We start from the raw sequence: 11,965 nt of genomic DNA, 5'->3' as shown, positions 1-11,965 counted from the left end.
GTACGCACGGTTCTGTGAGAGGGATAAATATGGGATAGACGTAGACTTATTCCATATTTACCCTACTTGATTGTTACTTTAGTAAAAAGTGTCAAAACAGAATGAATAATTCATTTATTTGGTAATAATAGCTCTTTAAGATTAAATAGTAAGGATTAACAATGAAACATGTCTCTCAATTTGGTTTGCCAAAGAAACGAAAACAAACTTTAGATATTCTTGAGAAAGCATTTACGGAAGGTAATCTTGACCCTCATGATTATGAGAATAGATTAGATATGGTAATGCAAGCAGATTCTGTCGAAAAATTGGATTTAGTGCTTTCTGATTTTCCAGAACAGTATAGAAAGGAATCAAATGTCAGCACAAGTTCTTCTAGTGTGATTGCGCCGGAGAATCATGCAAAGCAAAATCATAATAAATTGTCTTTGAATGTTTTAGCGGGGAAAAGTCTTGTTATAGATAATGTGAGTACAAGTTCATCTAGGATTTTTACAATTATTGGAGAGCAGAAAATAAGCTTTAGTGACCCAAATTTACAAAACACAAAGTCTGATTATGAGGTAGTTACAATAGTCGGAGAAACAAGTGTAGATTTGAGAAATCAATGTTTGGAAGGTGCGGTGATTAAACTCCGTATGACAAAAGTTGTAGGAGAGGTGAATATCAAAGTGTTGCCAGGTACCATAGTAGAGGACAGAACTAAGAAAATTTTAAGTGAATATACCCACGTTCTAAAAAGTAAAACCTGGAAAAATAAGATCTACAATGCGTTCAGTCCTAATAGAGAAGATGGATCTCAAAAAGCAGCAGGCAAAGTAAATTGTCATTTGATACTTGAAGGGTTCAGTATATTAGGAGCAGTAAATGTGACCGTATATGATATTTAGATCTTGAGTACTAGGGCAGTTTAGCTAAGAGGTAAGAATTAAGGGTTAAGAAAAATGTTTCTTTAACCCCAACAGGTCCCCCTTCAATCATGCATTTTTCTTCTTCTTTTTATAAAGTACCCGATTACTATTTATCAGGCTAATAAAGAAATTTTTAAGTCACTTTCCTTGAATGGGATGGTGGCTTTTTTTAATGTATAGGGAACAAAAATTCCTTTATTATATGTTGATGTTGTGATGATAAGTATTAATTCAGAAAGAGTTGATCACTTGTAGTATTTCAAACATACTCATAGTATCTAAGTGTATGATAATAGGATTTTTAAGTTAAATTAATTAACTTATTTTATCAACTCAAATAATTATTACTTACTGTTTCAGAAGTGTGGAAGTATGAATAACATGTTCATCTTCAATACTTAGTAAACTTTACCTTCAAAAACTATAGCACATGCAGGCTACACAACACATCGTAGAAATGGAAAACAAATTGCTTGATTTATATGAAAAGCAGAACAATCATTTACTAATCAACAGAGTGCTTTTGGCCATGATGGTTTTGTCTCCATTATATGAAATTTACCTTCACTACACCTACAAAAACTTTCCACTTTTGGGTGTTTACCTGTTAATGATCTTTGTGTATTTAATGGGAGCCTATTTCTTTGATCAATACCTTGTGAAAACGTTGGCAGGTGTGGTGTGCAGTATCTTACTGCTTGAAGTGGTTGCTGTAATGATGTTACAAGAACCTCCTTCTTTGTTATGTATTCAGTTTAAGTTTTTTGTCCTGTTTGGCTTGTTGAAAGTATATTTCAACGCGAGGAAAATAGCTGCAGTAAAAAAAGATGTTCAGTTTAGTAAAGCTGAAATTCGTCTGATCAGAGAACAAATGGACAACAATTATAAGAAAAGATTAAGAGGATTGAGCGTTTATGTTAATCCTCAATACTATTAAGCACTAAACCGAAAATAACACTAATTCATATTATTTTCGGCTTAGTATTTAGAGCATATTTTGTAGTCTATTTGAAGCTTTCAAATATGCTCTTGCATAATTACTTTAGATAAGAAGGCACATTATTCATTGGTGTGCCCAATTCAGAGAGGTTGTATAACCATGTATTTTGGTATTCCATGGCTAAACTTCTGTGGTAAGGGTGAATAATATTCACGAAAGGTGTATTAGGTTCAGCAATGAATTCCATCACTTTACGAATAATGTTCACATCATCTTTTGTCAATTTCTCTTTCTGAGCGCCGGAATGAGGACACAGCTTCGCTAGTGCTTCTTCGGCTAACGCTTTGTGATTTGGTAAGACAACACTCATATACTCTGCTATAAAACCAAATTTCATGGACTCACGCAGACTCGCCTTAATGATGGCAATGATGTCTTGCTCTTTTTTCGTTAATGCTCTCATGATAGTCGTTGTATAAGTTATAAGTTACCTAGAAAGAACGCACACAAAAAATGATATTAAATAATATCAACGTCCTGATATGCATTATATGAAAAATTCACTAAAATAGCTAATTTTAGCGTTGAATATTCAATGTTAATAGTTTTAAATTGTGATATTTTTAAAAATTAAACCATTTCAATGTAAATATATCAATACTAGCTTATGATTTACCATATACTGAACGGCGATAGCAGTTTTGAAATCTGGAAAAAGAACAATTTCGAAGGTTCTTCCATCGTTTTCAGGGAGATGCTGGTAGAAGGCAACTGTTTTGGTCCGCTTTTTACTCCGTCTTTTTTTGAATCGAGAACGAATTTCCTGAATTCCAATTTCAACATCTCCTCTAATGAGTATGCTGCTATTTTACAAGCCGAACTACAACAACTCAATCACTTAAAACCCGAAGACGAAATTGTATTATGGTTTGAACACGATCTCTTCTGCCAAGTTAATCTGATGGCAATCCTTTCTTTCATAACACAAAATGATGTAGTCTACAACAAGATTTCCATTATCAATACCGAAAGAAATAAAGGACTGGGGGAGTACAAAGTACATGACTACCCAAGGCTTTTTAATGAAAGATTGCCACTTTCGGAGAACGACCTTGAATACGCTTCTGAATTTTGGGCAAGGTATACAAGTGATGACCTGAAAGATTTTCTATTGCTGATTCACAAACATCCCGTCAGCTTTGCCTATCTCAAAGAAACGATGATAGCCCACCTAGAGCGTTTTCCTAATCCTAAAACCGGTTTGAATAAACTGGAAAGGAGGATTTTGAAGTTCTTGAATGATGAGCCTTTGACGTTATTCAAGTTGATCGGTAAACTGCTTCGAAGGCAAACATGGGAAGGCTTTGGGGATTTGCAGTATGAAAACATCATCAAAAGGCTTTCTCTGGACCTGATCGAACAAAGAGATGATAAGTATCATTTGACCTTGAAAGGAGGGCAAGTGCTCAGAGGAACACATAAATATGATGACAGTACATTGTCTTATCTTTTCTTAGGAGGTGCAGTGCGTACAGATTATTATTTTGATGGTGTTAATAATTTGGTTATCGAAAGGAAATGATGCACTTTTGCATTCGAATTTTTATGAGAGCAGAATGAAACAATACCACGAATTATTAAACAGAATCTTAGAGGAAGGAGCTGAGAAAGGAGACCGTACAGGAACGGGTACAAGATCAGTGTTTGGTCATCAAATGCGTTTTGATTTATCAGAAGGTTTTCCAGTTTTAACGACAAAGAAGTTACACCTTCGTTCCATCATTCATGAGTTGTTATGGTTTTTGAATGGAGATACTAACGTAAAGTACCTTCAGGATAATGGCGTAAGAATCTGGAATGAATGGGCGGATGAAAACGGCGAACTAGGTCCTGTTTATGGTAAACAATGGCGTTCATGGGCTGGTGCTGATGGAAAAACAATTGATCAGATCTCTTGGTTGATCAACGAAATCAAAACCAATCCTAATTCAAGACGTTTGGTAATTTCTGCATGGAACGTAGGGGAGTTGGACGCAATGGCTTTAATGCCTTGTCACGCTCTGTTCCAGTTTTATGTAGCAGACGGTAAGCTTTCATGTCAGTTGTACCAGAGAAGCGCAGATGTATTTTTGGGCGTTCCATTTAATATTGCTTCTTATGCATTGCTGACAGTGATGATTGCTCAAGTTTGTGATTTAGAGCCAGGGGATTTTGTTCATACTTTAGGTGATGCTCACCTTTACAACAATCACCTTGATCAAGCTAAATTACAGCTGACAAGAGATTTCAGGTCTTTACCGAAAATGGAAATCAATCCTGACGTTAAAGATATCTTCTCTTTCAAATTCGAAGATTTCAAATTGACAGATTATGATCCGCATCCACATATTAAAGCAGAAGTATCTGTGTAATAGTTGGAGTGCTGAAAAATATAAACAGGCTATCTTATAATAATGATAAGGTAGCCTGTTTTTTTATTTACATTTCTGTAAACGTTCTATGATCTACTTTCAAACTTCCTTCTTCTTCGTTTTTGTCTTGAAACAAAAAGAAGCAAAAAATTCAAGGCCGGGGAAGCACTACCAAACTAATATAGCAGTATATCCAATGGCGCAAATGTTAAGCGTAAGCGTCATTTGTGCCCTGCAGATCATCAGAAATCTCCTGATTTCTAAATACTGTATAAATACTAAACTATAGTTTATAGTGTAATTAGTGATCCTCAAGAAATTCTGTAGTCATGATATTAAACGTGAAGAGATTACTAATACCCCGCAGCCTGTCCATCTTTTCTACTCTCACTTGCTCCATGATATACTTTTTTGATATTATCCCAAAGGATAGCCTGATAGCCACCATAAGCACCTCTCGTAAAACCAACTTGATGCCCTCGGTCCATTAATCCTCTCACCGTTTCATAAGGAATACCAGACTCCACTCTAATCATGCCTTTATTTTCCGTTGTTTCACCCGTAGGGGAAGCACCGCCTGTATGATCCCATCTTGGTGCATCACCGGCTTCTTGTAGGTTCATACCGAAATCAATTAGGTTCATTACAATTTGAGTATGACCTTGAGGTTGGAAATCACCGCCCATTACACCAAACGAAACATAAGGCTTTCCATCTTTAGTGATAAAAGCAGGGATAATGGTGTGGAAAGGTCTTTTACTCGGTTCATAAGTGTTAGCTTGTCCTTCAGTAAGAGAGAATAATTCCCCTCTGTCTTGTAGCATAAATCCTAATTTTGGAGGTACCATACCTGATCCCATTCCTCTGTAATTGGATTGGATCAAAGACACTATATTGCCTTCCTTATCCGCTACCGTCATATAGATCGTTTCTCCTGCACTGATTTTACCAGCCTCATACGTAGAAGCTTTCTCTCCAATTTCTTTGCTTCTTTTTATCGCATACTTTTCAGAAAGTAAAGTGGACAAAGGCACATCATAAAAATCCATATCAGCATAGTATTTAGCTCTATCCTCAAATGCCAGTTTTTTAGCTTCTGTAAAAAGATGAAGATGTTCTGCACTGCCGAAAGGAATTTTAGAAAAATCATATTGCTCCAGAATTTTCAACATTTGCAATGCAGCTATTCCTTGACCGTTTGGAGGAAGTTCCCATACATCATAGCCTCTGTAATTAATCGAAACAGGATCTAACCACTCTGAATGATGCGCTTCAAGGTCTTTCTTACTTAGAAAACCACCTTGTTCTTTTATAAATGTGCCAATCGTCTTGGCAATTTCACCTTTATAAAAAGCATCTCTTCCGCCTTCCGCAATTTTTCTATAAGTATTAGCCAAGTAGGGGTTCTTATAAATATCACCTTCATTGGGTAGTGTTCCTCCATTTTGTTTGATGTAAGTATCTTCTATATTCGGAAAACCTTTCGCTTGATACCTCGGAATAGACTTCTGCATATACCATGCAATCAGTTCTGTCAGAGGGAAACCACTTTCAGCGTAATTGATGGCTGGAGTTAGAATTTCCTTCATCTCCATGGTTCCGAATTTTTTATGCATTTCAAACCATCCGTCCACAGTTCCCGGCACGCTGACAGGTAAAGGACCTAAGGCAGGAATCTTTGAATAGTTATTCTTTTTGAAATACTCCAAAGTCAATTTTTTAGGCGAACGCCCACTGCCATTTAAGGCGTAAAGCTTTTGTGTTTTTGCGTCCCATATAATCGCAAAAATATCACCACCGATGCCACAGCCTGTCGGTTCCATTAGTCCCAAAGTAGCATTAGCTGCAATCGCCGCGTCAATGGCATTGCCGCCTTTCTTTAAAATATCTAACCCCACTTGTGTTGCTAAAGGATGAGAAGTGGCTACCATCCCGTTTTGAGCCAACACCTCTGATCTAGTGGCAAATGTCCTGCCGGTGACTCTATCCTGAGCGTGTATAGAAATTGAACTTAAAAGAAGTAATCCTCCTATTAAAAAGCGCTTTAAATGTGCTTTAATGTAAAGTTGTATCATAATAATTGAATTGATTTTGAATTGGGTTATAAGTTAAAAAACAAAATGATTACTGCATATATCCCAACAATAAACCCTGCAGGTCCTCAATTGTTTCTAACTCCTCTAATTGTATTTGCAACTGCTGTTGTTTATGCTTTTCACTTTCTCTCAAATGAATAGCTTCCCTTTCAATACCGCTTCCAGATTTACCGACAAAAAGGTTATAAATATAATGCTCTTTGGGACCGCCTATAATTTCCTGTTTTTCCTCTTCCAAGTCATTCAATTGCTTTTCTAAAAGCTGTAATAACTTCTCGGATTCCTCTTCTTTAAATTCAATTTTCTCTTCAGAAAAATGAAGGCTATATAAATCTAGTAGAGTAGTAATATCTTCTTTATTTTTTGCTTCAGTGATGACAGACATTAAATGATGTCGTTCCTCTTTTTCTTTCTCTTCTTTCACTAGGTCAGGATGGAATTTTTTGGCTAGTTTTTTATATAATGAATGTACAGAAGTGTAGTTGATGGTTGTTTTTTCTCTAGTATCAGCCTTCTGAATCGCCTCTTTTTGCAGTTGTTTCTTTTGTTTATTTAATAAATAAGGCTGTATTTTTTCATCAAAGCATTTTTGAATTTGATGGTCATCTTCCATCATCTTGTCCCAATCTTCATCAGAAATTAAATGCTCTATATCTTCTGATCTGCTTAATAGAGCCAATTGCTTTTTAACATGCTCAAGCCTTTCTTTTTTCTTCTGCGATTTCGTTTTTTTAGAAGAAGAGTTCTCTGCGATCATTTGAAAATCTGGAATCAACTGATCAAACTTTAGTGTTTTAGCAAAAGGAGATTGAAGCCCTTCTACAAGGTAATGTTGCACTAATAATTGAAAAAACTGATGGTTTTTATTGGTTAGTTTAGCTTCTTTACCAAGGAAAAGTAAACGTTCAATATATTGATGTAAAGTAGTGAAACGTGCAGTGGCCACTTTTTCCAAATGCTCTTGATAAGCGGTTTTCATTAAGTTCACCTCTTTCACTAATAACGTATTTCGTTTCTTCTTTTTTTGTACCTCAAACCATAATTTTGTCAGTTTATCCTCATTTGTTTTTGCCTTTTTCTTAGGTTTTCCTTTCCTGATTTTAGTAAATGAGATTAATTTCATGGTTTGTGACTATTTTTGTTGAACGAACTAAGTCCAAAAATAGAAATTACTGTTGCCGAATGACAATAAATGAAGATAAAATAATCAATGTAGATCATAATGATGAGATTTCTTTTCCTAATAAAATAGCAACTCTAGCAGGTATTGATTTTGATGGGAAACGAATTAATTCCAGATCAGAATATGGACATATAGATTATCATTTTTTTACCCTATTGAACGATATTAAAATTATTGTTCATGATTGTATAGTGGAAAAAGAAGTAGGAGTGAGGCACCTTCCTAAAAAAGACGCTGATTTTATTTACATCATGCTGTTAAGGGAAGGGGACATAACTCATATTTACGAATCTGATTCTAAAATTGAAGTATTTGGGCCAGGTAAACAACGTGGTTTGATAATTTCTAATCTTAGAAAAGCGGTAATTAATTATGGTGCAGAAGGGACCCGCTCACAATGGGTAACAATCATGATTAAAAAACATCTTTTAGATGATTACTTTGGTGACCGCTTTCATGAGATAAAAGAACTTATTCATAACCCCGAACCTTGGCTGTTTTTTGAATCACATACTTATGAAATCGCTACGGCTTTGGATCAGGTTTTTGAAGCAGAACGCAATAGTGTTTCTTACAAATCGATTGTGTATAGTCAGTCAATATTTATACTTGGGCAGATTTTTGAGTTTTTGACCAAAAGAGATGTTGATGATGTCAAAAAATTAGATTCTTTTGATACAGAACGGTTATTCGCTATAAGGGAATTCATCACAAAAGATTTATCAAATCCTCCTTCGTTGGAACTGATTTGTGATGAGTTTGGTATTAGCAGGTCTAAATTAATAAGGGATTTTAAAGCCGAATTTGGGAAGCCCCTTTATCAGTTTTACACACAGCTAAGAATGGATGAAGCAAGGAATATGTTGGTCCATCAAAAAAAGACGGTGACAGAAGTATCACAAGAGTTGGGTTTTAAAGGAATCTCTAAGTTTTCTGATGCCTTTAAAAAGCATTTTGGGATGTCGCCTAAAGTGATGATAGAACTGAAAAACAAACCGTAATTTAATCCATTATGATTGCCTTAACAGGAGCGACCGGACATGTAGGATATGTGTTGCATCATTATCTTCAAAAAGAAAATATGGAGCACAAAGTCCTTGTTCGGAAAAGAACTGACCGACTTCAAAATGTAGAACAAATTGTGGGCGATTTAACCCATCAACAGAGTATTCAACAGTTTGTGAATAAGGTGGATACAGTTATTCACAGTGCGGCGGTGGTTTATCCCAGGTATGGGGAGAACCAAGATGTATATAATGTGAACTACCTTTGCTCCAAAAACTTATTCGAACAGGCAAAAAAAGCAGGTGTAAATCACTTTATTTTCATCAGTTCTATTCATAGTATGGAGGTGCCCGCATCTGGAATTTTTGATGAGACGGCTGCGTTAGTCATGGATGAAAACAGAAGTTACGACTATTCCAAAGCCCAAATGGAACGTTTTTTAAGTCAGCAGAACGGTATGAAAATTACGATTCTGAATCCCACTTCAATCATAGGTGGAGGTGATTTTTATTTCAATGGTTTTAATCAGCTTTTCCGTTTGATCCATTCTTACAGACTTCCAATGTTAACCCAAGGAGGCTTTGATGTTGTGGATGTTAAGGATGTGGCAAAAAGTTGTATTTTTGCGGTGCGAAACGAAGTGGAGGGAAAATTTATTCTGGGAAATACTTATTATTCAATCCCTGAAATTGCAAAAATGTATGGGAATATTTCACAAAAGTTAATAACTCCTATTAAGTTATCAACATCCATCATGAAAATGTTGGCAACTTTTACTGATTTTGTGGACAAGTTTTCAAAATCTCCACTTCCAATTAACTCATATTCAATTAATACACTTTTAGAGCTTAAAAATCCTATTTCTCATCAAAAAGCAGTGAATAACCTTGGTTTTAATCCGAAAGTTATTCACAATTCTTTGCAAGATATTCACAAATGGATTGAAAATGAGGAGCTTATCCTTGATTAATTTCACCTTTATTCACAATGCTGTGAGTTGTTTGGTGATTAACTTGCTCATTTTCTTTGATTTACCTTCTTTTTGTTAATGCTGTGTTCATCTAACTTTTTGAAATTGAACTATTTAATGTTTTGAATAACAAAGAGGTTTCACTTTTGACACTGCTTTGTAGTGATGACTCAATTTTCTGATACAGAGTCTGATAATTTTCTTCAAACAATTCCTGATCAAAAAGAGAGTGGTTGATCAATGCGATTTGAAAGGCTTCTACGAAGCTTCTTTTTGGTGTTGCCTTTTTCATTGTAGTAGATCGTTATTTAATCAGTAAAAGGAGCCAGATGTCTAGCCCCTTCGTCTGTTTTCCATTAGAATGTATAATTGATACCAAGATTAAATCCTACCCAAACTGCTTGAGTGTTGGTAGCGTTGAATTCTTGATGAATCATTGTCTCAGAAGGAAGTGTAAGCGTACCGAAATTGCTTGCGTCATTGGCTTTCACTTCAGAGTAGTATCCGTTGAGTGAAGGACCACCCACTACTGAAATATTTTTATTGACTTTGAAATGATAGTTGACGTCTAATTTACCGACCATATTGATGTTGTTGTTCGTTTCGTTTTTATCTGCTCCTTGATAAGGGATAAAATGATTGGAAGTGATGTCGATTGCCAATTGATGTCTACCATTTCTTGATAAATTTCTTAATGTACCGAAACCAAAACCGAAGTTGTGATTTGTTGTAGTAGAGACATAATCAGGTGTATAACCGTATTTGAAAATTGTATAGAAATCAGTCGTACCCATTTTATAGCTCACACCTGCCACGTTGATTTCACCCGAAGTTACTTCAATGGCATAGTAACCGTTTTTCACTACGTTGATGATCCCGATCGGTGTTCCTCTTTCTACATTATTGCTGAAGTTGATCACACCAAACTGTACACCTGATAACGTATCTGCGATGTTGATTACACCCACTTGTGCACCATTCACTTTTTCAAGGCCGATGTTTACAGTACCACCTTGTACACCATTTACATTTCCTTTCACATAGTTACTAGCACCTGCTATCGCCACACCTTTCTGATCACCCAAAGTAATGTTTCCGACAGCACCAAACTGCACACCTGTTACATTGTTTTTAGTGGTATTGCCCACACCTGCTATTTGCACACCTTCAGTATTACCATGAGTGGCGTTCAGTACGCCGGCAAATTGCCCACCTTTTACATCTCCTTTTGTTGCGTTGAAAACACCCGCAAATTGTCCGCCTTTGATGTCACCTTTGTTTAAAGCCCCGATACCGCTTAGTTCCGCTCCATTTACGCCAGCATTGGCACCGAAGAGTAAGTTGAATGAAGCATTATTTTCTACATTTGTTGCCGCACCATTGGATGAAATAGGGTAAACAAATGCCACACTTGCTTTCTTCTTCACTACTCCTTCTTCTTGTGCTAAAGTGATGTTGTAAATACCTAATACAGCAATAATTGATAACAGTAATTTTTTCATTTTTATTAAAATTAATTTTTGATCTTCTTTTGATTGATACTCATTTTGTGAGCTTCGGTAGTATGACCTTTCAAGTGAGATTTACCCCTATTGAAAAATGAAAAAAAGTTGATTTTTTTTTAAGAATGTCTGTTTTTATGATCAAAAAGGCTGTTTTATTAATTGTATTAAGAAAGATTTAAAATTGAAAAACTTACTTTTGATACAGTTTTCAATAAATCATTCTATCATGAGCCTTGAATTGCTTTCTGAAGATTATTTCTTAAATAAGCATTAATAAGTCAAGTGTTGGAGTGAATAATTACTCTTTTATAAGAAAACTACATTTTAGATTAGTACTTTGTAACTGTAGTAAGTGTTTTAGTACCCTACTTAACAAAACTATATTTTGGTAGAAGAAGTCATTACAAAAGATAAATTTGAAAAGTTATTCAGAGAACAGTACCCAAAGCTATGTGCTTTTGCCAATACGTTCCTGAAAGATATTCAAGCTTCAGAAGATGTGGTGCATGATATCCTTTTCAAATTATGGGAGAATAGAGAGACGTTGAAGATTGATATTTCTGTGGAAGCTTATTTATATAGAGCCGTCAGAAATAAATCTTTGAATGTGATCAGACATATTGAGGTAAAGGAACAGTATAAATCCTACAATGAAGAGGCAATCAATGAGGCGTCACAAAATGAATCAGACACGATGGAAAGCAGTGAGCTTGATCTGAAAATTCGTGAAAGCATTGACAGTATGCCGGAAAAAAGGAAAGAAATTTTTCAGCTTTCCCGTTTTGATGGATTAAAATATGCGGAAATTTCTAAGAAGCTCAATATTAGTGTGAAAACGGTGGAGAATCAGATGTCTTCTGCTTTAAAATACTTGAGAACCGAGCTGACAGGATTTTTTACAATCTTGATTCTGTTTTTTTTGAAAAATTTCTAATCTCCAATAG

12 protein-coding genes are annotated in these 11,965 nt (G+C 35.4%); 7 read left to right on the top strand and 5 right to left on the bottom strand.

Features of this window, described 5'->3' with window-relative positions; genetic code table 11:
* Nucleotides 1-161 precede the first annotated feature (161 nt).
* Nucleotides 162-890: a DUF1707 domain-containing protein gene (locus tag HHU12_RS18850; protein WP_169658290.1), complete on the top strand. Its 729-nt coding sequence runs from the start codon at nucleotides 162-164 to the stop codon at nucleotides 888-890.
* A 451-nt stretch (nucleotides 891-1,341) separates the two neighbouring features.
* Complete coding sequence (locus HHU12_RS18845) at nucleotides 1,342-1,848, top strand: hypothetical protein (protein ID WP_169658289.1); 507 nt, start codon at nucleotides 1,342-1,344, stop codon at nucleotides 1,846-1,848.
* Nucleotides 1,849-1,948: 100 nt separating this feature from the next.
* Here the strand turns inward: HHU12_RS18845 and HHU12_RS18840 are convergent, their stop codons facing one another.
* Nucleotides 1,949-2,314 (bottom strand): hypothetical protein, encoded by a 366-nt coding sequence (locus HHU12_RS18840; protein ID WP_169658288.1) that lies wholly within the window; start codon nucleotides 2,312-2,314, stop codon nucleotides 1,949-1,951.
* Between the two features lie 204 nt (nucleotides 2,315-2,518).
* Between HHU12_RS18840 and HHU12_RS18835 the strand changes: the two genes are divergently transcribed.
* A complete protein-coding gene (locus HHU12_RS18835) occupies nucleotides 2,519-3,433 on the top strand; it encodes a DUF1835 domain-containing protein (protein WP_169658287.1) in 915 nt (304 codons plus the stop codon).
* Nucleotides 3,434-3,467: 34 nt separating this feature from the next.
* Nucleotides 3,468-4,262: a thymidylate synthase gene (locus HHU12_RS18830; protein ID WP_169658291.1), complete on the top strand. Its 795-nt coding sequence runs from the start codon at nucleotides 3,468-3,470 to the stop codon at nucleotides 4,260-4,262.
* A gap of 353 nt (nucleotides 4,263-4,615) precedes the next feature.
* Here HHU12_RS18830 and ggt read toward each other — a convergent pair whose 3' ends face one another.
* Complete coding sequence (gene ggt, locus HHU12_RS18825; RefSeq protein ID WP_169658286.1) at nucleotides 4,616-6,337, bottom strand: gamma-glutamyltransferase; 1,722 nt, start codon at nucleotides 6,335-6,337, stop codon at nucleotides 4,616-4,618.
* Nucleotides 6,338-6,386: 49 nt separating this feature from the next.
* Entirely contained in the window at nucleotides 6,387-7,481 is a 1,095-nt protein-coding gene (locus HHU12_RS18820; protein WP_169658285.1) for a hypothetical protein, read from the bottom strand.
* Between the two features lie 59 nt (nucleotides 7,482-7,540).
* Here HHU12_RS18820 and HHU12_RS18815 point away from each other — a divergent pair, with 59 nt between their 5' ends.
* Together HHU12_RS18815 and HHU12_RS18810 are read left to right on the top strand one after the other, a co-directional pair.
* Complete coding sequence (locus tag HHU12_RS18815; protein ID WP_169658284.1) at nucleotides 7,541-8,542, top strand: helix-turn-helix transcriptional regulator; 1,002 nt, start codon at nucleotides 7,541-7,543, stop codon at nucleotides 8,540-8,542.
* Between the two features lie 11 nt (nucleotides 8,543-8,553).
* On the top strand, nucleotides 8,554-9,516 hold the full coding sequence (locus tag HHU12_RS18810) for an NAD-dependent epimerase/dehydratase family protein (RefSeq protein ID WP_169658283.1): 963 nt from the start codon (nucleotides 8,554-8,556) through the stop codon (nucleotides 9,514-9,516).
* A 91-nt stretch (nucleotides 9,517-9,607) separates the two neighbouring features.
* Here HHU12_RS18810 and HHU12_RS18805 read toward each other — a convergent pair whose 3' ends face one another.
* Together HHU12_RS18805 and HHU12_RS18800 are read right to left on the bottom strand one after the other, a co-directional pair.
* Nucleotides 9,608-9,808, bottom strand: a complete 201-nt coding sequence (locus HHU12_RS18805) for a hypothetical protein (RefSeq protein WP_169658282.1) — start codon at nucleotides 9,806-9,808, stop codon at nucleotides 9,608-9,610.
* Between the two features lie 64 nt (nucleotides 9,809-9,872).
* Nucleotides 9,873-11,018 carry an LA_2272 family surface repeat-containing protein gene (locus HHU12_RS18800; protein ID WP_169658281.1) on the bottom strand — a complete coding sequence of 382 codons (1,146 nt, stop codon included), beginning with the start codon at nucleotides 11,016-11,018 and terminating at the stop codon, nucleotides 9,873-9,875.
* A 388-nt stretch (nucleotides 11,019-11,406) separates the two neighbouring features.
* Between HHU12_RS18800 and HHU12_RS18795 the strand changes: the two genes are divergently transcribed.
* Complete coding sequence (locus HHU12_RS18795) at nucleotides 11,407-11,955, top strand: RNA polymerase sigma-70 factor (RefSeq protein WP_169658280.1); 549 nt, start codon at nucleotides 11,407-11,409, stop codon at nucleotides 11,953-11,955.
* The last annotated feature ends 10 nt before the right edge of the window (nucleotides 11,956-11,965 follow it).

Source organism: Flammeovirga aprica JL-4, assembly GCF_012844305.1.
GTDB lineage: Bacteria > Bacteroidota > Bacteroidia > Cytophagales > Flammeovirgaceae > Flammeovirga > Flammeovirga aprica.
This window is presented reverse-complemented; position numbering and strand designations above follow the sequence as displayed.

Excerpts from the sequence above, each read along its gene's own strand:
- HHU12_RS18805 (WP_169658282.1), bottom strand. The coding sequence starts at position 9,808 with ATGAAAAAGGCAACACCAAAAAGAAGCTTCGTAGAAGCCTTTCAAATC.
- HHU12_RS18850 (WP_169658290.1), top strand. The coding sequence starts at position 162 with ATGAAACATGTCTCTCAATTTGGTTTGCCAAAGAAACGAAAACAAACT.
- HHU12_RS18845 (WP_169658289.1), top strand. The coding sequence starts at position 1,342 with ATGCAGGCTACACAACACATCGTAGAAATGGAAAACAAATTGCTTGAT.
- HHU12_RS18835 (WP_169658287.1), top strand. The coding sequence starts at position 2,519 with ATGATTTACCATATACTGAACGGCGATAGCAGTTTTGAAATCTGGAAA.
- HHU12_RS18830 (WP_169658291.1), top strand. The coding sequence starts at position 3,468 with ATGAAACAATACCACGAATTATTAAACAGAATCTTAGAGGAAGGAGCT.
- ggt (WP_169658286.1), bottom strand. The coding sequence starts at position 6,337 with ATGATACAACTTTACATTAAAGCACATTTAAAGCGCTTTTTAATAGGA.
- HHU12_RS18800 (WP_169658281.1), bottom strand. The coding sequence starts at position 11,018 with ATGAAAAAATTACTGTTATCAATTATTGCTGTATTAGGTATTTACAAC.
- HHU12_RS18820 (WP_169658285.1), bottom strand. The coding sequence starts at position 7,481 with ATGAAATTAATCTCATTTACTAAAATCAGGAAAGGAAAACCTAAGAAA.
- HHU12_RS18810 (WP_169658283.1), top strand. The coding sequence starts at position 8,554 with ATGATTGCCTTAACAGGAGCGACCGGACATGTAGGATATGTGTTGCAT.
- HHU12_RS18815 (WP_169658284.1), top strand. The coding sequence starts at position 7,541 with ATGACAATAAATGAAGATAAAATAATCAATGTAGATCATAATGATGAG.
- HHU12_RS18840 (WP_169658288.1), bottom strand. The coding sequence starts at position 2,314 with ATGAGAGCATTAACGAAAAAAGAGCAAGACATCATTGCCATCATTAAG.